Source organism: Streptomyces sp. NPDC037126, assembly GCF_055605965.1.
This window is the reverse complement of the sequence record NZ_JBVJTD010000001.1, coordinates 221,964-241,136: the sequence shown is the minus strand read 5'-3', so window position 1 is coordinate 241,136 and position 19,173 is coordinate 221,964. Positions and strand designations below refer to the sequence as shown.

The 19,173-nt window shown below is 73.0% G+C and carries 18 protein-coding genes; 1 reads left to right on the top strand and 17 read right to left on the bottom strand.

Translation table 11 applies throughout. The features are described 5' to 3' along the window. Position 1 precedes the first annotated feature (1 nt). The 7 genes from ACZ7FF_RS01045 to ACZ7FF_RS01015 all read right to left on the bottom strand — a co-directional run bounded on the left by ACZ7FF_RS01045 (position 2) and on the right by ACZ7FF_RS01015 (position 6,764). Positions 2-361: an MmcQ/YjbR family DNA-binding protein gene (locus ACZ7FF_RS01045; RefSeq protein WP_470808394.1), complete on the bottom strand. Its 360-nt coding sequence runs from the start codon at positions 359-361 to the stop codon at positions 2-4. After that, positions 358-1,656, bottom strand: a complete 1,299-nt coding sequence (locus tag ACZ7FF_RS01040) for a hemolysin family protein (RefSeq protein ID WP_470808392.1) — start codon at positions 1,654-1,656, stop codon at positions 358-360. The genes ACZ7FF_RS01045 and ACZ7FF_RS01040 overlap by 4 nt, the downstream gene beginning before the upstream one ends. 6 nt (positions 1,657-1,662) lie before the next feature. Then, a complete protein-coding gene (gene ybeY, locus ACZ7FF_RS01035) occupies positions 1,663-2,160 on the bottom strand; it encodes an rRNA maturation RNase YbeY (protein ID WP_470808390.1) in 498 nt (165 codons plus the stop codon). A 15-nt stretch (positions 2,161-2,175) separates the two neighbouring features. After that, positions 2,176-3,246, bottom strand: coding sequence for a PhoH family protein (locus ACZ7FF_RS01030; protein WP_470808388.1), 1,071 nt, complete (start codon positions 3,244-3,246; stop codon positions 2,176-2,178). Between the two features lie 131 nt (positions 3,247-3,377). Then, entirely contained in the window at positions 3,378-4,520 is a 1,143-nt protein-coding gene (locus ACZ7FF_RS01025; RefSeq protein ID WP_470808386.1) for a carbohydrate kinase family protein, read from the bottom strand. 61 nt (positions 4,521-4,581) lie between these two features. Then, on the bottom strand, positions 4,582-5,871 hold the full coding sequence (locus tag ACZ7FF_RS01020; protein ID WP_470808384.1) for a glucarate dehydratase family protein: 1,290 nt from the start codon (positions 5,869-5,871) through the stop codon (positions 4,582-4,584). Continuing rightward, positions 5,868-6,764: a 5-dehydro-4-deoxyglucarate dehydratase gene (locus ACZ7FF_RS01015; protein WP_470809555.1), complete on the bottom strand. Its 897-nt coding sequence runs from the start codon at positions 6,762-6,764 to the stop codon at positions 5,868-5,870. The genes ACZ7FF_RS01020 and ACZ7FF_RS01015 overlap by 4 nt, the downstream gene beginning before the upstream one ends. Positions 6,765-7,107: 343 nt before the next feature. Here ACZ7FF_RS01015 and ACZ7FF_RS01010 point away from each other — a divergent pair, with 343 nt between their 5' ends. Beyond that, the gene (locus tag ACZ7FF_RS01010) at positions 7,108-8,343 is read left to right on the top strand and encodes an MFS transporter (protein WP_470808383.1); all 1,236 of its coding nucleotides are present in this window, start codon (positions 7,108-7,110) and stop codon (positions 8,341-8,343) included. Here the strand turns inward: ACZ7FF_RS01010 and ACZ7FF_RS01005 are convergent. The 10 genes from ACZ7FF_RS01005 to hrcA all read right to left on the bottom strand — a co-directional run bounded on the left by ACZ7FF_RS01005 (position 8,295) and on the right by hrcA (position 19,128). Continuing rightward, entirely contained in the window at positions 8,295-9,299 is a 1,005-nt protein-coding gene (locus ACZ7FF_RS01005; RefSeq protein ID WP_470808381.1) for an adenosine deaminase, read from the bottom strand. The two genes, ACZ7FF_RS01010 and ACZ7FF_RS01005, sit on opposite strands and share 49 nt — an antisense overlap. Before the next feature lie 20 nt (positions 9,300-9,319). Then, complete coding sequence (locus ACZ7FF_RS01000; protein ID WP_470808380.1) at positions 9,320-10,225, bottom strand: ribonuclease Z; 906 nt, start codon at positions 10,223-10,225, stop codon at positions 9,320-9,322. Between the two features lie 6 nt (positions 10,226-10,231). Then, complete coding sequence (locus ACZ7FF_RS00995; protein WP_470808378.1) at positions 10,232-10,585, bottom strand: histidine triad nucleotide-binding protein; 354 nt, start codon at positions 10,583-10,585, stop codon at positions 10,232-10,234. 58 nt (positions 10,586-10,643) lie between these two features. Continuing rightward, entirely contained in the window at positions 10,644-13,865 is a 3,222-nt protein-coding gene (locus tag ACZ7FF_RS00990; protein ID WP_470808376.1) for a S41 family peptidase, read from the bottom strand. 46 nt (positions 13,866-13,911) lie between these two features. Continuing rightward, the gene (locus ACZ7FF_RS00985) at positions 13,912-14,457 is read right to left on the bottom strand and encodes a hypothetical protein (RefSeq protein ID WP_470808374.1); all 546 of its coding nucleotides are present in this window, start codon (positions 14,455-14,457) and stop codon (positions 13,912-13,914) included. A gap of 87 nt (positions 14,458-14,544) precedes the next feature. Beyond that, positions 14,545-14,937: a VOC family protein gene (locus tag ACZ7FF_RS00980; protein ID WP_470808372.1), complete on the bottom strand. Its 393-nt coding sequence runs from the start codon at positions 14,935-14,937 to the stop codon at positions 14,545-14,547. Positions 14,938-14,954: 17 nt separating this feature from the next. After that, positions 14,955-15,701 (bottom strand): 16S rRNA (uracil(1498)-N(3))-methyltransferase, encoded by a 747-nt coding sequence (locus ACZ7FF_RS00975; protein WP_470808370.1) that lies wholly within the window; start codon positions 15,699-15,701, stop codon positions 14,955-14,957. After that, the gene (locus ACZ7FF_RS00970; protein ID WP_470808368.1) at positions 15,698-16,774 is read right to left on the bottom strand and encodes a nitronate monooxygenase; all 1,077 of its coding nucleotides are present in this window, start codon (positions 16,772-16,774) and stop codon (positions 15,698-15,700) included. The genes ACZ7FF_RS00975 and ACZ7FF_RS00970 overlap by 4 nt, the downstream gene beginning before the upstream one ends. 200 nt (positions 16,775-16,974) lie before the next feature. Further along, positions 16,975-18,111, bottom strand: a complete 1,137-nt coding sequence (gene dnaJ / locus ACZ7FF_RS00965; protein ID WP_470808366.1) for a molecular chaperone DnaJ — start codon at positions 18,109-18,111, stop codon at positions 16,975-16,977. Continuing rightward, the gene (gene hrcA, locus ACZ7FF_RS00960; RefSeq protein WP_470808365.1) at positions 18,112-19,128 is read right to left on the bottom strand and encodes a heat-inducible transcriptional repressor HrcA; all 1,017 of its coding nucleotides are present in this window, start codon (positions 19,126-19,128) and stop codon (positions 18,112-18,114) included. Positions 19,129-19,173: the final 45 nt, after the last annotated feature.

Sequence of the window (19,173 nt, the reverse complement as noted above, 5' to 3'; positions counted from 1 at the left end):
CTCAGGGCCGGTCGAGGCGGAGCCGCTCGGCCCTCGGCAGGCCGGCGACGACGAGGTCGTACGAGTCCTCGACCAGTTCGCGGAGCAGGCGGTCGGGCAGGCCCGCGTCCGCCGTGACGGTGTTCCAGTGGCGCTTGTTCATGTGCCAGCCGGGCACGATCAGGCCCTCGTGCTCGGTGCGGAGCCGGATGGCGTCCTCCGGGTCGCACTTGAGGTTGACCGTCAGCGGCCGCGCGTCCAGGTTCGTCAGGGCGAACATCTTGCCCAGCACCTTGAAGACGGAGGTCTCCGGGTTGAACGGGAAGTCCTCCACCACCGCGTCGAAGGACAGGCACAGGGCGCGCAGCTCCTTGGGGGTCACTCGGGTTCCCCCTCCCGCGCGGGCCCGGAGGTCGGCTCCACCAGGACCGTGACGATCTTGTTGCGGCGTCCGGCGGCCGCCTCCGCGGTGAGCCTCAGCCTGCGCTCGTCGGGCAGTTCGACCTCCGCCGAGGCACCGGCGATGGGCACCCTGCCGAGGGCCTTGGCGAGCAGTCCGCCGACGGTCTCCACGTCCTCGTCGTCGTACTCCTCCAGGCCGTACAGCTCGCCGAGGTCGGTGATGTCCAGCCGGGCGGTGACCCGGAAGCGGTCGTCGCCCAGGTCCTCCACGGGCGGCAGTTCCCGGTCGTACTCGTCGGTGATCTCGCCGACGATCTCCTCCAGGATGTCCTCGATGGTGACGATCCCGGCGGTGCCGCCGTACTCGTCGATGACGACGGCGACGTGGTTGCGTTCCTTCTGCATCTCGCGCAGCAGGTCGCCGGCGTTCTTGGTGTCGGGCACGAAGACGGCGGGCCGCATGGCCGTCGAGACCAGTTCGCTCTCCGCCTCCCGGCTGATGTGCGTCTTGCGGACCAGGTCCTTTAGGTACACGATCCCGACGATGTCGTCCTCGCTCTCGCCGGTGACCGGGATCCGGGAGAACCCCGAGCGCAGGGCGAGGGTGAGGGCCTGGCGGATGGTCTTGAAGCGCTCGATGACGACCAGGTCGGTCCTCGGCACCATGACCTCGCGCACCAGCGTGTCGCCCAGCTCGAAGACCGAGTGCACCATGCGGCGCTCCTCGTCCTCGATCAGCGACTCCTTCTCGGCGAGGTCGACCAGCGCGCGCAGCTCCGCCTCGGAGGCGAACGGACCGCGCCTGAAGCCCTTGCCGGGGGTGAGGGCGTTGCCGATGAGGATGAGCAGCGAGGGGATCGGCCCCATCACACGGGCCAGCGGCAGCAGCACGTAGGCGGCCGCGGTCGCGGTGTTCAGCGGGTGCTGGCGGCCGATGGTGCGCGGGGAGACGCCGACGGCGACGTACGACACCAGGACCATGACGCCGATGGCGACGAGCAGGGCCTGCCAGGTGGCCGGGAACTCCTCCAGGCAGGCGTACGTCACCAGGGCCGCGGCCGCCATCTCGCAGGCGACGCGGACCAGCAGGGCCAGGTTGAGGTAGCGGGTGGGGTCGGCGGCGATCTGGGCCAGCTTGGCGCTGCCGCGCCGGCCCGACTTCACGGCCTCCTCGGCGCGGAAGCTGGAGACCCTCGCCAGGCCCGCCTCCGCGCAGGCGGCGAGCCAGGCGACGACGACCAGCGCGATCGCGCCGACCACGATCTGCGGACTCATCGACGCTTACGAGACGGTCGGCGCCGGGGACGGCCCGGTCATGCCGCGCTCGCCCCGCCAGCCGTCGACGATGGCGGCCTGCAGGCCGAACATCTCGGCCTTCTCGTCGGGCTCCTCGTGGTCGTACCCGAGCAGGTGCAGCACGCCGTGGACGGTGAGCAGTTGCAACTCCTCGTCCATGGAGTGCTGGGTGGCCGCCTCGGTGCCCTGCTTGGCGGCGACCTCCGGGCACAGCACGATGTCGCCGAGCAGCCCCTGCGGCGGCTCCTCGTCGTCCTTGCCCGGCGGACGCAGCTCGTCCATCGGGAAGGACATGACATCGGTGGGCCCGGGCAGGTCCATCCACTGGATGTGGAGCTGCTCCATGGCGTCGGCGTCCACGACGATCACCGAGAGCTCGGAGAGCGGGTGGATGCGCATCCGCGCGAGCGCGTAGCGGGCGATGTCGAGGATCGCCTGCTCGTCTACCTCGGTGCCGGACTCGTTGTTGACGTCGATCGACATGGTGGTGCCGTGTCTCTACTTCCCCTTGTGCCCGGACCTGCCCCGGCCGCCCTTGTGGGTGCCGTTCTCGGTGCCGTGCGCGCTGTCGTACTGCTCGTACGCGTCGACGATACGGCCCACCAGCTTGTGCCGTACGACATCGTGGGACGACAGCCGGGAGAAGTGGACGTCCTCGACGCCCTCCAGGATCTCCTGCACCTGCCGCAGACCGCTCTTCGTGCCGTTCGGCAGGTCGACCTGCGTCACGTCACCGGTGATGACTATCTTCGAGTCGAAGCCCAGGCGGGTGAGGAACATCTTCATCTGCTCGGGGCTCGTGTTCTGGGCCTCGTCCAGGATGATGAAGGCGTCGTTGAGGGTGCGTCCGCGCATGTACGCGAGCGGCGCGACCTCGATCGTCCCGGCCGCCATCAGACGGGGGATCGAGTCGGGGTCGAGCATGTCGTGCAGCGCGTCGTACAGCGGCCGCAGGTAGGGGTCGATCTTCTCGTAGAGCGTGCCGGGCAGGAAGCCGAGCCGCTCACCGGCCTCCACGGCGGGGCGGGTGAGGATGATCCGGTTGACCTGCTTGGACTGCAGGGCCTGCACGGCCTTGGCCATCGCCAGGTAGGTCTTGCCGGTACCCGCCGGGCCGATGCCGAAGACGATCGTGTGCTTGTCGATCGCGTCGACGTACCGCTTCTGGTTGAGGGTCTTGGGGCGGATGGTCCGGCCGCGCGAGGACAGGATGTTCTGCGTCAGCACCTCTGCCGGGGTCTCCGGGCCGTCGCTCGTCCCGTTGTCGCTCGCCTTGAGCATGGCGATCGAGCGTTCCACTGCGTCCTCCGTCATCGGCTGCCCGGTGCGGAGCACCAGCATCATCTCGTCGAACACGCGTGAGATCAGGGCGACGTCGCCGGGATCGCCGACCGCGCTGATCTCATTGCCCCGGACGTGGATGTCGGCCGCCGGGAAGGCCCTCTCGATCACGCGCAGGAGGGAGTCGCCGGATCCCAGCACGGTCACCATGGGGTGCTGCGCGGGGACGGTCAACTGCGCTCTCGCCTGCTCCTGCGCGGGGGTGTGAGCTGTGGGTGTCTGTGTCATGGGCCGGCGCTGAAGGCCTGCGCTTCCTCCTCGTCACGGCCGCACGGCTGAGGGCGGCCTCGCGGTTCCAGGGTACGACGGGGGGATGACACGCCCGTAGGACTTTTCCGGGGACGGCGTCCGGGCGGTGCTCAGCCCGAACGCCGGAAACCGATCGTCGGCACCGCCCGCCGCAGCGGCCAGGGCCGGTCCAGCTCCCTGGGCACCAGTCCGTCCAGGAACGCGTACCGGCGCAGGGCCATCGGCTCCTGCCCCGGCAGTGACTGCACCCGCCGCCACCACGCCCCGATCTCCGACCATCCCGGCGCCGACAGCGACCCCCCGAACTCCTGCACCGACAGGGCGGCCGTGAGCCCGGCGAAGGCCAGCCGGTCGGCGAGCGGCCAGCCCGCCAGCGTCCCGGTCACGAACCCGGCGACGAAGACGTCCCCGGCCCCCGTCGGATCCAGTGCCTCCACGGCGATCGCGGGCACCTCCGCGGCCTCCCCGGTGCGCCGGTCCACCGCGTACGCCCCCTCGGACCCGAGGGTGACCACGGCGACCGGCACGTACGCGCTCAGCGCGTGCGCGGCGGCCCGCGGGCAGTCGGCCCCGGTGTACCGCTTGGCCTCCTCCGCGTTCGGCAGGAACGCCTCGCAGTGCGCCAGGTCGGGGAGGCCCCCGAGGTCCCAGGCGCCGGTCTCGTCCCAGCCGACGTCGGCGAAGATCCGGGTGCCCCCGCGGGCGGCCTCGGCGATCCACGGCGCCCTGGTGCCCGGCGTCAGGGAGGCCACGGCCGCCCGAGCGCGGGGCGGGCGGTCGGGGGCGGTCTCCTCGGGCGGGGGCTCGTGCCCGTGCGAGACCATGGTCCGCTCGCCCTCGTACGCCATGGAGACCGTCACCGGCGAGTGCCAGCCGGGCACGGTGCGGGAGGGGGTGAGGTCGATGCCCTCGCCCTGCTCCAGGGCGTCCCAGCAGTACTCGCCGTAGTGGTCGTCGCCGAAGGCCGCGGCCAGCGAGGTGCGCAGTCCGAGGCGGGCCAGCGCGGCGGCCATGTTGGCGACCCCGCCGGGACTGGAGCCCATGCCCCGGGCCCAGGACTCGGTGCCGCGCACGGGCGCCGAGTCCAGGCCGGTGAAGACGATGTCGAGGAAGACCGTGCCGGTGAGGTAGACGTCCCAGGACGGATCTCCGGGCGCGCGCAGCGCGGCGAGCGGGTCGACCCGGGCCTGCCGGCGCCCTGCCTGCGTGAGGTGTTCCGGTTCCTCTCCGGCGATCGAGTGCGACGGGGTCACGGTGCGCTCCCTCGTGGTGCGGGTCTGGCCAGTGTGCACCACCGCGCGCACCGCGCAGCGCTCACCAGCGGGGCATCACCGGTGTCCGCCACGCCGGTTCGGCCGCCCGCATCGCCGCCGCGTCGTCGCGGTCCCGCAGCGAGCCGTCGTCCTCGGCCCACCGCCGGTGCAGCCGGGCCAGTTCGTCCCGGTCGAGCTCGACGCCGAGACCGGGGGCGTCGGACACCGCGACCCGGCCGCCGGTGAAGGCGATCCGCTCGGTGAGGACGTCCTCCGGCTGCCAGGGGTAGTGGGAGTCGCAGGCGTGGTGGAGGTTCGGCACGGTGGACGCCACCTGGGTCATGGCGGCGAGGCTGATGCCGAGGTGGGTGTTGGAGTGCATGGACACCCCGACCCCGAAGGCGGCGCAGAGGGCGGCGAGGTGCTGCGTGTTGCGCAGCCCGCCCCAGTAGTGGTGGTCGGAGAGGACGACCTGCACGGCGTCCCGGGTGAACGCCTCTTTGATCTCGCCGAAGGTGGTCACGCACATGTTGGTGGCCAGCGGCACGCCGGTCCCGGCGGACACCTCGGCCATCGCCGGTGTGCCCAGCGTCGGGTCCTCCAGGTACTCCAGGACGTCACCGAGTTCCTTCGCCACCTTCAGCGAGGTCCCGACCGACCAGGCGCCGTTGGGGTCGAGGCGCAGCGGGTGTCCGGGGAAGGCCTCGGCGAGGGCGCGTACGGCGGCGATCTCCTCCTCCGGCGGGAACACACCGCCCTTGAGCTTGAACGACCCGAACCCGTGGCGCCGCCGCAACTCCCTTGCCTGGGCGACGACTCCGGCGGGGTCGAGGGCGGCGCCCCACTCGTCCGGTTCGGCCGGGACGCCCTCCGGGTGCCGGGCCCACTTGTAGAACAGGTAGGCGCTGTACTCCACGGCGTCGCGGACCCGGCCGCCGAGCAGCGCGTGCACGGGCAGTCCGAGCGCCCTGCCCTGGGCGTCCAGGCAGGCGACCTCGAAGGCGGACAGCACCGACAGCCGCAGCTTGTCGGCGCTCTGCACCCCGCGCAGCCCGCCCGCGTCGACCTGCCCGCTGACCCGGGACTCGTCCACACCGAGGTCGACCCCGAAGAGGTGGTTCACATCCATGACCGACCGGCCGGTGAGGTGCTCGGCGATCGGCCGGGCCAGTTCCAGGTACTTGGTGTCGCCGTAGGTCTCGCCGAGCCCGGTGACCCCGTCGGCGGTGACGACCTCCACGATCAGCCGGGGGGTGTAGGGCTGGTGCACCCCCTGGGTGTTGAGCAGCGGGGCGTCGGCGACCAGGATCGGCGTCAGCCGCACCTCGGCGATGGTCAGGTCACGGGTCACAGGGAGGCTCCTACGAGATCGAGTCCGGCGGTGAGCAGGGCCTTGAGATCGGCGAGGTCGGCGGGCGCGGGGTCGGCGAGCGGGGCGCGCACGGGCCCGACGCGCTGCCCGCGCATCCGGGCCGCCGCCTTCACCAGGGAGACGGCGTATCCGGGCGCGCGGTCGCGGAGTTCGACGAAGGGGACGTAGAAGTCGCGCAGCAGCCCGTCGACGGCGCCGTGGTCGCCGTCATGGAGCGCGGTGAAGAAGGCGCCGGCGATCTCGGGCGCGAAGGCGTGCACGGCGGAGGAGTAGGCGGGGACGCCGACGGCGGCGTAGGCGCGGGCCTGGATCTCGGCGGTGGCGGCGCCGTTGAAGAACAGGAAGCCGTCGGGGGCGGCCAGGGTGAGGCGCTGGAGGCGGTCGAGGTCACTGTGGCCGTCCTTGAGGCCGATGACGTTCGGGATGCCCGCGATGCGGCGCAGTGCGCCCACCGTATAGGCGACCTGGCCGCGCTGATAGGCGATCAGCGGCAGCCGGGTGCGGGCGGCGAGCCGCTCCAACTGGGCGGCGAGGCCGTCCTGCGGGGCGTCGACGAGGTAGTGCGGCAGGACGAGCAGGGCGTCGGCGCCGGCCTCCTCGGCGATCCGCGCGAACCTGGCGGCCTGCGCCCAGCCGTACCCGGTGCCCGCCACGACGGGCAGCCGCCCGGCCGCCTCCTCGACGGTGGTGCGGACGACCGTCCGGTACTCGTCCTCGTCGAGGGAGAAGAACTCGCCGGTGCCGCAGGCCGGGAAGACGGCCCCGGGCCCGGCGGCGAGCCGGTCGGCGACGTGTGCGCGCAGGCCGTCGGGGTCGAGGGCGCCGTCGTCGTGGAAGGCGGTGAGGGGGAAGGAGAGCACGCCCCGCGCCATCCCGTCCCGCAGCCGCCGCGCCACGTCCCGCGGACTCCGGTCGCCGCCCACCCACACCATCTCCTCTTATGAATATCGTCCATGTATGAGAACAGAGGCTAGATACACGCCTGCGCGGCCGTCAATGGGAGGGCGGGTGAACGACGCGCGGTGAGGCCCGGAGGGCGACCGCACTTACCCCCACCGATCACGCGCAAACCAATGAGTGATCCGGATCACTCCGGCCGACCTTCTTCTCGGAACCACGTGCTTGATACAACTTGCTCGCGCGTTCCTGTCCGTCGACGGTCGTCGCCCCTCCCCCCTCTCCTCCGTGCCGCGCACGCCTGCCCTGGGAACGCCCGTGTCCGCCCGTCGCACCCTGCCCTGGCCCCTCGTCGCCCTTTTCACGGCCGGGTATCTCGCCCCCTATCTGCTGCCCACCACCGTCGGCCGGCTCGACAGCGGCCTTCCGCTGACCGCCACCCAGGCCGGGGCCATCGGCAGTGCGCTGCTGCTGAGTTCGGCGACGGCGGGCTTCCTGCTGGCCTCCCGGGTCGACCGGATCGGCCCCCGGACACTCGCCCGCGCCGGCCTCGCGCTCGCCGTCCTCGGGTACGGCGGCGCCGCCCTCACCGGACTCGTGCCGGCCGTCGTGGCGGGCGCGGTCGTCGGCGGGTTCGGGTCCGGCACGATCACCGCGGTCGCCGCGAGCGGCGTCGCCGCGCACCGCGATCCGCACCGCGTCACCACCCTCGGCCTGCTCGGCGTCTCCGCCCTCGCCGGCGCGCTCTACCTGGCCATCCCCCGCCTCGGCCCGGGCCACGGCATCCCGCTCGCCGCGCTCGCCCTGACCGCGCTCGCCGTGTGGCCGCTCACCGGCCGGCTGTCCCCCGGCACGGCGACGGTCCGCGCCGGCCGCGCGCGGGGCCGGCTGCCCCGGCGCCGCCCCGGACTGCTGCTGGCCGCCGCCATGCCCTGCTGGTCCCTCGCCCAGAACTCCCTGTGGGGCGTGAGCGGCACGATCGGCCTCGTCCAGGCCCACCTGACGGAGGTCACCGTGGGCGCGGTGTTCGCCGTCGCGCTCGGCGCCGGGCTGCTCGGGGTGCTGGGCGCGGGAGCGCTCGGCCCGCGGCTGGGCCGAGCCGTGCCCATCGGCGCGGGTACGGCGCTGATCGCGGTCTGCATCGCGCTCAGCGCGTCGGCGACCGATCTGCCGGCCTTCGCCGCCGGCGAGATCTCCTGGAACCTGCTCTACCCCGTCGTGCTGTCGTACGTCATCGGCCTCGCCGCCTCCCTCGACCCGCGCGGCCGCTGGGCGGTGTTCGTCGGTTCGGCGGCCTCGCTGGGCACGGCGGCGGGACCGCTGGCCGGGAGCGTGCTGGCGGGGGCGGCCGGCTTCCCGGTCATGGGCGAGGTACTGGCGGCCGGCCTGCTGCTGGTCTCGGTGCCGATGACCGCGGTGGCGCTGCGGGCGGGCCGGCGGCCCCTGCCGGTCGTCGAGGTCGTGGAGGTCCCGCTGGAGACGGCCGCCGTGCCCGCCCGGGGGGCCTACGAGACCGCGTCCCCGAACTCGTACGCCGCCACCTCGGCGAGGTAACGGGCCCGCCGCTCCTCGTCGTCCTCCAGGAAGGAGGCGAGGAAGGAGTTGCGGGCCAGCTCGCGCAGCCGGTCCTCGGTCAGCCCCAGGGTGTCGCGGACCGCGGTGAAGTTGTCGCCCGCGTACCCGCCGAAGTACGCGGGATCGTCGGAGTTGACCGTGCACAGCAGCCCGGCGTCCAGCATGGCCGGCAGCGGGTGGTCGGCCAGCGTGTCGACGGCGCGCAGCCGGACGTTGGACAGCGGGCACAGGGTGAGCGGGATCCGCTCCCGCACCAGCCGCTCGACCAGCGCCGGGTCCTCCATGCAGCGCAGGCCGTGGTCGACGCGCTCCACACCGAGGACGTCCAGGGCCTCGGTGACGTACTCCGGCGGCCCCTCCTCGCCGGCGTGGGCCACGCGCCGCAGCCCGAGCGCGGCGGCCGCCTCGTACACCTCGCGGAACTTCACCGGCGGGTGCCCCACCTCGGCGGAGTCCAGGCCGACACCGGTGATCCGGTCCAGGTACGGCTCGGCGGCCCGCAGCGTCCGGAGGGCGGACTCGGCGGACTCGTCGCGCAGGAAGCACAGGATGAGCCTGGTGGAGACCCCGTGGTTCTCCTCGGAGCGGCCGAGCGCCCGCCACAGCCCCTCCACCACCGTGTCCATGGACACGCCCCGGGCGAGGTGGGCCTGCGGGTCGAAGAAGATCTCCGCGTGCCGCACCCCCTGCGCGGCGGCACGGGCGAGGTAGGCGTCCGCCAGGTCGGCGAAGTCCTGCTCGGTGCGCAGCACGGCCATCAGCTCGTAGTACAGGTTGAGGAAGGACTGGAGATCCTCGAACCGGTACGCCTCGCGCAGCTCGTCGGTGTCGGCGTACGGAAGCTTCACACCGTTGCGGGCGGCCAGCTCGAAGGCCAGCTCGGGCTCCAGGGTGCCTTCGATGTGGAGGTGCAGTTCTGCTTTCGGGAGGGGCATCGAAGCATCGTACGGCCCGCTCACCGGCGTTTCGGAACAGGCACTCGCTGCAGGTCGTGGGCCACGGTCAGCTCCCCGTCGAAGCCTGCGGCGCGCGCCTGCCGCTCGAACTCGTCGGGGTCGGAGTAGCGCTGGCTGAAGTGGGTGAGGACGAGGTGGCGGACCCCCGCGTCCCGGGCCACGGCCGCCGCCTGCCCCGCCGTCAGATGGCCGTGGTCGACGGCCAGTTCCTCGTCCTCGTCGAGGAACGTGGACTCGATGACGAGCAGGTCGCAGCCCTCCGCGAGCGCGTACACGCCCTCGCAGAGCCGGGTGTCCATGACGAACGCGAACCGCTGTCCGCGCCGCGCCTCGCTGACCTCCTCCAGCGTCACGTCCCCGAGCCTGCCCTCGCGCTGGAGCACCCCCACGTCCGCGCCCTTGATCCCGTGCGCGGCGAGCCGGTCGGGCAGCATCCGGCGGCCGTCGGGCTCGGTCAGCCGGTAGCCGAAGGACTCGACGGGGTGCGAGAGACCGCGCGCCTCCAGGGTGTACGACGGTGTCACCGCGAGGGACCCGTCGGTGTCCACCGGCGCCTCGGTGAGGCGGACCGTCTCCCGGTAGGCGGTGGAGTACCGCAGCCGGTCGAAGAAGTGCTGACCGGAACGCGGGTAGTGCGCGGTCACCTCGTGCGGCACCTGGTCCAGGTTGATCCGCTGGATGACCCCGGCGAGGCCGAGGGAGTGGTCGCCGTGGAAGTGGGTGACGCAGATCCGGTTCAGGTCGTGGGCGGCGACCCCGGCGCGCAGCATCTGCCGCTGTGTGCCCTCGCCGGGGTCGAACAGGATGCCCTCGCCGTCCCACCGCAGCAGGTAGCCGTTGTGGTTGCGCTGCCGGGTCGGCACCTGGCTGGCGGTGCCGAGGACCACGAGTTCACGGGCGGACACGGTGCCTCACCCGGGGGGCCACTGCAGACCGCGCCCGCCGAGGACGTGCGCGTGCGCGTGCCAGACGGTCTGGCCGGCGCCGCTGCCGGTGTTGAAGACGGTGCGGTAGCTCTCCAGCTTCTCCTCGTCGGCGACGGCCTGGGTCTCGGCGAGCACGTCGGCCGCGAGCTGCGGGGCGGCCGCGGCGAGCCTGGCCCCGTTCTCGTAGTGGGCCTTGGGGATCACCAGGACGTGGGTGGGCGCCTGGGGGTTTATGTCCCGGAAGGCGACGGTGGTCTCCGTCTCGCGGACGATCGTCGCCGGGATCGTACCCGCGACGATCTTGCAGAACAGGCAGTCGTCCTGCGGTTCGCCGGCCATACGCTGCGCTCACTTTCGCCGATGATCGGTACGGGGGAATCGTAGTCGCCGGCGCCCCTCAGCCCGGCAGGACCGGCGGGGTCTTGGCGGGTGCCGTCTCCAGGGCCTCCAGCGCGAGCCGTATCGCCGCGTCCAGCTGGGTGTCCCGGTCCGCCGCCCAGTCCTGCGGGGCCTGGACGACCTCCACGTCCGGGTCGACGCCGTGGTTCTCCACGTCCCAGCCGTAACCCTCCAGCCAGAACGCGTACTTGGGCTGGGTGACCAGGGTGCCGTCGACCAGGCGGTAGCGGCTGTCGATGCCGATGACGCCGCCCCAGGTGCGGGTGCCGACGACGGGGCCGATGCCGAGGGCCTTGATGGCCGCGTTGACGATGTCCCCGTCCGAGCCGGAGAACTCGTTGGCGACGGCCACGACGGGGCCGCGGGGCGCGTCCCTGGGGTAGCTCTCGGGCCGCATGCCGCGCGGCAGGTCCCAGCCGACGATCCGGCGGGCGAGCTTCTCCACGACGAGCTGGGAGGTGTGTCCGCCGCGGTTCTCGCGCACGTCGACGACGAGGCCCTCGCGGGCCACCTCGACGCGCAGGTCGCGGTGGATCTGGGCCCAGCCGGGCGCCTGCATGTCGGGCACGTGGAGGTAGCCGAGCCGGCCCCCGGACTGCTCGTGGACGTACGCCCGCCGGCCGGCGACCCAGTCGTGGTAGCGCAGCGGCTCCTCGTCCGCGAGCGGGACCACGACGGCGTACCGGTGGTCACCGCCGCCGGAGGGCGAGATGGTCAGCTCCACGGGCTTCCCTGCGGTGCCGGTCAGCAGCGGGCCGGGGCCGGTCACCGGGTCGACCGGCTGTCCGCCCACGGCGACGATCGCGTCCCCCGGCCGGACGGCCACCCCCGGCGCGGCGAGCGGGCTGCGCGCCAGCGGGTCGGAGGTCTCCGCGGGCAGGACGCGGTCGATGCGCCAACTGCCGTCGTCGTGGCGGGAGACGTCCGCGCCGAGCAGCCCCTGGCGGGCGCCGCCGGAGCCCCCGCGCGGGACGACGTAGGCGTGCGAGGTGCCGAGTTCGCCGTGCACCTCCCACAGGAGGTCCACCAGGTCGTCGTGGGTGGCGAGACGGGCGAGGACGGGCCGGTAGCGGTCGAGGACGCCGTCCCAGTCGACGCCGCCCATGTCGGGCCGCCAGAAGTGGTCCCGCATGATGCGGCCCGTCTCCTCGAACATCTGCCGCCACTCGGCGGCCGGGTCGACGGTCTGCCGGATCCGGCTCAGGTCGACGGTGATGTTGGAGTCGCTGTCCTCGTCACCCGAGGCGCGCCGGTCGCTGGGGACGACCTTCAGCTTGCCGTCGGTCCACAGCAGCGCCCGCTTGCCGTCGCCGCTGATCTCGAAGTGGTCGGCGTCGGCGGCCAGGTGGTCCAGTCGCTGCTGGGCCAGGTCGTAACGCTCCAGCTCGGTCTTGGGATCCGGGTCGTCGGGCGTGGCGCGGGAGGCGCCGAGGACGCCGCGCACCGGGTGCCGGAGCCAGAGCAGCCCGTCCTTGGCGGCGCGCAGGTTGGAGTAGCGGGCGGCCTCCACCGGGAAGGGCACGATGCGGTCGGCGAGGCCGTCGAGGTCGATCCGCGTCGTCGGCACGCCCTCGCTGTCCGGCGTCTCCTCCTTGTCGGAGGTCTCGAAGGGGCGGCCGTGCCGCTGCGGCCCGAACGGGGACGGCGTGGTCGCGGCCAGCGTGATCAGGTAGGGGCGGGTGCCCTCCACGAAGGCCAGGTCGAAGACGTGCTCGTCGTAGACCGGGTCGAAGGAGCGGTTGGAGAGGAAGGCGAGGTGCTTGCCGTCCAGGGTGAAGGCGGGCGCGTAGTCCTGGAAGCGCAGCGGGGTCGCCTCGGTGACGGAGAGGTCGGTGGTGTTGGCGAGGCGCAGCTGGCACAGCGGGCGCGCTCCGGGGTGGCACCAGGCGAGCCAGGCCGAGTCGGGTGAGAAGGCGAGGTCGCCGACGTCGCCGTCCTCGCTGCGGTCGACCTCGCGCACCTCGCCGGTCTCCCGCTCGACCAGCAGCAGCCGGCCGTCGTGGGAGGCGACGGCGGCCCGGCTGCCGTCGGGGGCCATGGCCAGTTCCAGGACCCGGCCGAGGCGTCCGGCGGCCAGCCGGCGCGGGGTGGCGCCGACGGCGACGCCGGTGGCGGGCGCGAACTCCAGGGCGTCCTCGCCCTCGGCGTCGGTCACCCACACCACCCACTCCTCGCCCTCGGTGCGGAAGGTGCGGGGCAGCCGGGCGCGTACGCCGGGCCGCGCGGCGAGCGCGCGGGCGGGTCCGGAGCGGTGGGTGACCCAGTGCACGGCGCCCCGCACGGCGACGGCGCTGCCGCGCGCGGTGTGGTCGGGGGTGGCCGATCCGAACCAGCGGGAGGCCGTCACCGGGAAGGGCTGCAGGTCCACCCGCGGCCCGCCGAGCCGGACCTCCAGACGGCGCGGCTCCACGCCGTCGAGGTCGTCGAGGAGCCACAGTTCGCCGGCGGCGGAGTAGACGACACGGCCGCCGTCGGCGGCGGCGTGCCGGGCGTAGTGGCCGTCGAGGGGGGTGTGCCGGCGCAGGTCGGAGCCGTCGGCGAGGGAGGAGTACACGGCGCCGGTGCCCTCGTGGTCGGAGAGGAACGCGATCCGGTCGCCGACCCACATCGGGTACTCGATGTTCCCGTCCAACTCCTCGTGCAGCCGGACGAACTCCCCGGCGCCCTCCCCGTCGGGGACGCCCCGGTCGATCCACAGCCGGCCCGCCGTGCCGCCCCGGTAGCGCTTCCAGTTGGCGGCCTCGCGGCCCATCGACGCGGACAGCAGCACGGTGTGCGGGCCGTACGCGATGTCGCCGACGGGTCCGTACGGCAGCGTGGTGGCGGGTCCGCCGTCCAGCGGGACGGCACGGGCCCAGGTGCGGCGGGAGCTGGGCTGGCCGGCGGTGCTGATCGCGAGGACCTCGCCCTGCGGGGTCCAGCCGCGCACCTGGGTCCGCGGACTGCCCCAGTGCGTCAGGCGCCTGGCCGGGCCGCCGTCCACCGGCGCGATGTGCACCTCGGGGGCGCCGTCGCGGGTGGAGGTCCAGGCGACGGTCGCGCCGTCGGGCGAGATGCGGGGATGGTTCACCGGCACGTTGTCGGCACCGGCCCGCCAGGCCCGGCCCCCGTCGAGGGGTGCCAGCCATACGTCGTCCTCGGCGACGAAGGTCACCAAGTCGCCGTGCAGGTGCGGGAATCGGAGGTAGCCGGAGGTTCCTGTCGAAGCGCCCTGAGTCACCCCGTCACTGTACGCAGCGGTAGCCCGTCCCGTCCCTCTTTTCCGATCACTTGCCCTCGACGGGCCAGCAGGTCGGGTCGCCCTTGCACCAGAGGGTGCGGGTGACGGTGACCGTGACGGTCGGCTGTCCGCCGCCGGGCCGGTAGGTGGGCGGGCGGTACGTCGGGCCGGGTGTGGCGGCGCAGTCGCCGAGCCCGCTGACGTGGAACACCTGCCGACCGCCGACCCGGGCCGTCAGGTTCCCGCGGACGCAGGCCCCGTCGACGGCCTTGGTCACCCGGCCGGTGACGGTGATCTTCCGCCGGTCCTTGGTCTCCCCCTGGCAGTCGACCGAGACGACGGTGGTCTCGGCCGGCGAGGGGGTCCCGGCGGCCGGGCCGCCGCTGTCGTAACTGCCGGTGCAGGTCAGCCAGCTGACGTCCACGTGCTGCCGTTTCAGCTGTGCCGTCGCGGTCGTGTCGGTGGTGTAGGCGACGCTCGCCGAGCCGAGGTCGTCCGGCTGGCAGGCCACCACGGCACCGCCGGCCAGTACGGCCAGCCCCGCGACACCCATCGCCCGCGTCCCGCGCCGCATCCGTCGCAAAACCCCCATGCACGGCAGCGTGCCACCGACGCGCACGGGGCGGAAGGCCGCATACGGCCACTCACCCGTTCGGGAGAGCGGACCCCGAGGACGCCGTCAGCCGCGCAGCAGCAGCCACTGCTGGAGTTCGACCAGGTTGCCCTCGGGGTCCTTGAGGTGGGCCACCCGCATCCGTTCGGTCATGGGTGCCGGGCCGCTCAGCAGCGTCGCGCCGCGCGCGGTGATCTCCGCGCAGTAGGCGTCCAGGTCGTCCACGCGCAGCACCACCAGGGAACGGTGGCCCGTGGCGGTCTCGCCCAGCTCGTCCAGCACCTCGGCCATCATCGCGCGGTCCTGCAGGGCGATGCCCGCGGAGCCCGCGTGCGGGCTGAACTTCTCGTACGGGCCCTGGTCCGCGCCCGACTGCGGCTTGAGGCCGAGGACGTCGGCGTAGAAGCGGTAGCAGGCGGCGAAGTCGGTGACCAGGAGCCGTACTTGGGCGAGTTCCATGCTGTCCCCCAGGTGTGTCAGGACCAGCGGCCGGTGCGTCCCAGCAGAAGGGCCGCGGCGGCGGTGCCGGCGGTGGATGTGCGCAACACGGTAGGACCCAGCACGTACGCCTTGGCACCCGCCTCCTCGAACAGCGCCAACTCGTCGCGGGCGACACCGCCTTCGGGGCCGACGACCAGCACGATCTCGCCCTCGGTGGGGAGTTCGGCGGTGGCCAGCGTCCTGCGCACGTGCTCGAAGTCGGAGTGCAGCACCCCGGCGAAGTCGGCCTCGGCGAGAAGTGCGGCCACCTGCTTGGTGGTCGCCGCGTCCGCGACCTGGGGGAAGCGCACCCGCCGGGACTGCTTCCCGGCCTCGCGGGCGGTGGCCCGCCACTTGCCGAGGGCCTTCAGCCCCCGGTCGCCCTTCCACTGGGTGATGCAGCGGGCCGCCTGCCAGGGCACGATGGCGTCGACGCCGGTCTCGGTCATCGTCTCGACGGCGAGTTCGCCCCGGTCGCCCTTGGGCAGGGCCTGGACGACGGTGATGCGGGGGCTCGGCGCGGGCTCCTCGGAGATCCCGCCCATGTGCACGACCAGCCGGTCCTTGCCCTCGCTGCCGATCACCTCGCACACGGCGTAGCGTCCGGCGCCGTCGGTGAGGACGACCTCCTCGCCGGGCTGCAGCCGCTTGACGGACACGGCGTGGCGGCCCTCGGGGCCGTCCAGGACATAGCGGTGGCCGTCGGGGTCGAAGTGCTCGACGACGAAGACCGGGGCGGTCATCTCAGGCCTCCCTTGGCCGACAACGCTGTCCGGGCGACGGCGAGTTCGTCGGACAGCACCTCCACGAGCCGTCCGGCGGGCAGCTCCCGGGCCAGCCGGTGGCCCTGCCCCGCCCACAGCGCCATGCCCTGCGCGTCCCCGGCCTTGGCGGCGGCCTTGCGCAGCGGGGCGGTGAGGTGGTGGATCTCCGGGTAGGCGGCGGGGGCGTAGGGGCCGTGCTCGCGCACGAACCGGTTGACCAGGGCGCGCGCCGGGCGGCCGGAGAACGCCCGGCTCAACTCGGTGCGCACGAACAGGGGGTTGGTGAGCGCCTGCTTGTGCACGGCCGGGGCGCCGGACTCGGCGGTGGCCAGGAAGGCGGTGCCCAGCTGGGCCGCGCTCGCGCCCGCGGCGAGGACCGCGGCGATCTGGCCGCCGCGCATGATGCCGCCCGCGGCGACGACCGGGATGCGCACGCTCTCCCGGATCTGGGTGACCAGCGACAGGAGGCCGGTGCCGGAACCGTCGATCTCCGGTATGTCGCGGTGCGTTCCCTGGTGACCGCCGGCCTCCACGCCCTGTGCGATCACCGCGTCCGCACCCGCCCGCTCCACCGCGAGGGCCTCCTCGGCGGTGGTGGCCGTGACCAGCGTGAGGGTGCCGGCCCGGCGCAGCCTCTCCAGGACCTCCTCGCCCGGCACGCCGAAGTGGAAGGAGACCACCGGCACCGGGTTGTCGAGGAGGACGGCGAGCTTGACGTCGTAGCCGTCGTCCCGGCCGCTGTCCGGATCGCCCAGCTCGGTCTCGTACCAGGCGGCCTCGCCGGCCAGCTGGTGGGCGTACATCTCCACGGCGCCGGACTCGGCGTTGGCCGGCTGCGGCATGAACACGTTCACGCCGAAGGGGCGGCTCGTGAGCCCCCGCAGCTGCTTGATCTCCTGGTACATGCCGTCGGCGGTCTTGTATCCGGCGGCGAGGAACCCGAGGCCGCCGGCCTCGGAGACGGCGGCGGCGAGCTGCGGGACGGAGACACCGCCCGCCATGGGGGCCTGCACGATCGGGTGGGGAAAGAGATCGGTCAGCGCGGAGGACATGACCGCATGTTGTCACGTCCTGTGCACAAGTCCGAATCCGGGCTTCCCCTGGCATAAGCCAGGGGCAGCCTCACCGATCGGCACTCTTCTCAGCGCCCGTTGAACGCGTCCTTCAGCCGGGAGAACAGGCCCTGCCGACCCGGCTGGCTGTGCCTTCCCGGGGGCGACCCCCGGACCCCCGGCCGCAGCACCGCCGGGCGTCAGCGCCCGTTGAACGCGTCCTTCAACCGGGAGAACAGGCCCTGCTGACCCGGCTGGAACTGGCCCTGGGGGCGTTCCTCGCCGCGGAGCTTGGACAGTTCGCGCAGCAGGCGCTCCTGCTCGGGGTCGAGCTTGGTCGGGGTCGTGACCTCGACGTGGACGATCAGGTCGCCCCGGCCGCCGCCGCGCAGATGCGTGACGCCCCGGCTGTGCAGCGGGATCGACTGGCCGGACTGGGTGCCCGGGCGGATGTCGACCTCCTCCAGACCGTCCAGGGTCTCCAGCGGCACCTTGGTGCCGAGCGCCGCCGCGGTCATCGGGATGGTGACCGTGCAGTGCAGGTCGTCGCCGCGCCGCTGGAAGGTGGAGTGCGGCAGCTCGTGGATCTCGACGTACAGGTCGCCGGCCGGACCGCCGCCGGGGCCGACCTCGCCCTCGCCCGCGAGCTGGATCCGGGTGCCGTTGTCGACACCGGCCGGGATCTTCACCGTCAGGGTGCGGCGCGAGCGGACCCGGCCGTCGCCGGCGCACTCCGGGCAGGGGGTCGGCACGACCGTGCCGAAGCCCTGGCACTGGGGACAGGGCCGGGAGGTCATGACCTGGCCCAGGAAGGACCGGGTCACCTGCGAGACCTCGCCGCGGCCGCGGCACATGTCACACGTCTGTGCGGTGGTGCCCGGGGCCGCGCCCTCGCCGTTGCAGGTGTTGCAGACGACCGCGGTGTCGACCTGGATGTCCTTGGTCGTCCCGAAGGCCGCCTCGTCCAGCTCGACCTCGATCCGGATCATCGCGTCCTGGCCACGCCGGGTGCGCGAGCGCGGCCCGCGCTGCGACGCCGTGCCGAAGAACGCGTCCATGATGTCGGAGAAGTTGCCGAAGCCACCGGCCCCGAAGCCGCCCGCGCCCGCGCCGCCCGACTGGGAGAGCGGGTCGCCGCCGAGGTCGTAGACCTGCTTCTTCTGCGGGTCCGACAGCACCTCGTAAGCGGCGTTGATCTCCTTGAACCGCTCCTGGGTCTTCGGATCCGGGTTGACGTCCGGGTGCAGCTCGCGGGCGAGCCGACGGAAGGCCTTCTTGATCTCTTCCTGCGACGCGTCGCGGCGCACGCCGAGAACGGCGTAGTAGTCCGTGGCCACTTACGACTCCGCCAGGATCTGTCCGACGTACCGTGCCACTGCGCGTACCGCTCCCATCGTTCCCGGATAGTCCATGCGGGTCGGTCCGACCACGCCGAGCTTGGCAACCGCCTCGCCGCCCGAACCGTAGCCCACCGACACCACGGAGGTGGAGTTGAGTCCTTCGTGGGCGATCTCGTGCCCGATGCGCACGGTCATGCCCGGATCCTTCGCCTCGCCGAGGAGCTTGAGGAGCACGACCTGCTCCTCCAGTGCCTCCAGGACGGGCCGGATCGTCAGGGGGAAATCATGTCCGAAGCGGGTGAGATTGGCGGTGCCGCCGATCATCAGCCGCTCCTCGTTCTCCTCGACGAGTGTCTCCAGAAGGGTGGAGAGCACCATGGAGACCGTACCCCGGTCCTCGGCCTCGAAGGCGTCGGGCAGGTCCTCGACCAGCTTCGGCACGTCCGCGAAGCGGCGGCCCGCGACCCGGCTGTTCAGCCGCGCGCGCAGGTCCGCCAGGGACGCCTCGCCGAACGGCGCCGGGCAGTCGACCATCCGCTGCTCGACCCGGCCGGTGTCCGTGATCAGCACGAGCATCACCCGCGCGGGCGCGAGCGAGAGCAGCTCCACGTGCCGCACGGTGGACCGGGTCAGGGACGGGTACTGCACGACGGCGACCTGCCGGGTCAGCTGCGCGAGCAGCCGCACCGTGCGGGCCACGACGTCGTCGAGGTCGACGGCGCCCTCGAGGAAGTTCTGGATCGCCCTGCGCTCGGGCGCCGTCATCGGCTTGACGCCCGCGAGCTTGTCCACGAAGAGCCGGTAGCCCTTGTCGGTGGGGATGCGCCCCGCACTGGTGTGCGGCTGGGCGATGTACCCCTCGTCCTCCAGGGCCGCCATGTCGTTGCGGACGGTCGCCGGGGAGACCCCCAGGTTGTGCCGCTCGGTGAGCGCCTTGGAGCCCACCGGCTCCTCGGTGCCGACGTAGTCCTGGACGATCGCGCGCAGCACCTGAAGCCTGCGTTCACTCAGCATCCGCGCGCACCTCCAGCACGTCGTCCCCTCAGTCCGGCGATTTGT

Coding starts and splice junctions, on each gene's coding strand:
- ACZ7FF_RS01040 (WP_470808392.1), bottom strand. CDS start 1,656: ATGAGTCCGCAGATCGTGGTCGGCGCGATCGCGCTGGTCGTCGTCGCC.
- ybeY (WP_470808390.1), bottom strand. CDS start 2,160: ATGTCGATCGACGTCAACAACGAGTCCGGCACCGAGGTAGACGAGCAG.
- ACZ7FF_RS01030 (WP_470808388.1), bottom strand. CDS start 3,246: ATGACACAGACACCCACAGCTCACACCCCCGCGCAGGAGCAGGCGAGA.
- ACZ7FF_RS01015 (WP_470809555.1), bottom strand. CDS start 6,764: ATGGCGCGGGGCGTGCTCTCCTTCCCCCTCACCGCCTTCCACGACGAC.
- ACZ7FF_RS01005 (WP_470808381.1), bottom strand. CDS start 9,299: ATGCCCCTCCCGAAAGCAGAACTGCACCTCCACATCGAAGGCACCCTG.
- ACZ7FF_RS00995 (WP_470808378.1), bottom strand. CDS start 10,585: ATGGCCGGCGAACCGCAGGACGACTGCCTGTTCTGCAAGATCGTCGCG.
- ACZ7FF_RS00985 (WP_470808374.1), bottom strand. CDS start 14,457: ATGGGGGTTTTGCGACGGATGCGGCGCGGGACGCGGGCGATGGGTGTC.
- ACZ7FF_RS00980 (WP_470808372.1), bottom strand. CDS start 14,937: ATGGAACTCGCCCAAGTACGGCTCCTGGTCACCGACTTCGCCGCCTGC.
- ACZ7FF_RS00975 (WP_470808370.1), bottom strand. CDS start 15,701: ATGACCGCCCCGGTCTTCGTCGTCGAGCACTTCGACCCCGACGGCCAC.
- ACZ7FF_RS00970 (WP_470808368.1), bottom strand. CDS start 16,774: ATGTCCTCCGCGCTGACCGATCTCTTTCCCCACCCGATCGTGCAGGCC.
- hrcA (WP_470808365.1), bottom strand. CDS start 19,128: ATGCTGAGTGAACGCAGGCTTCAGGTGCTGCGCGCGATCGTCCAGGAC.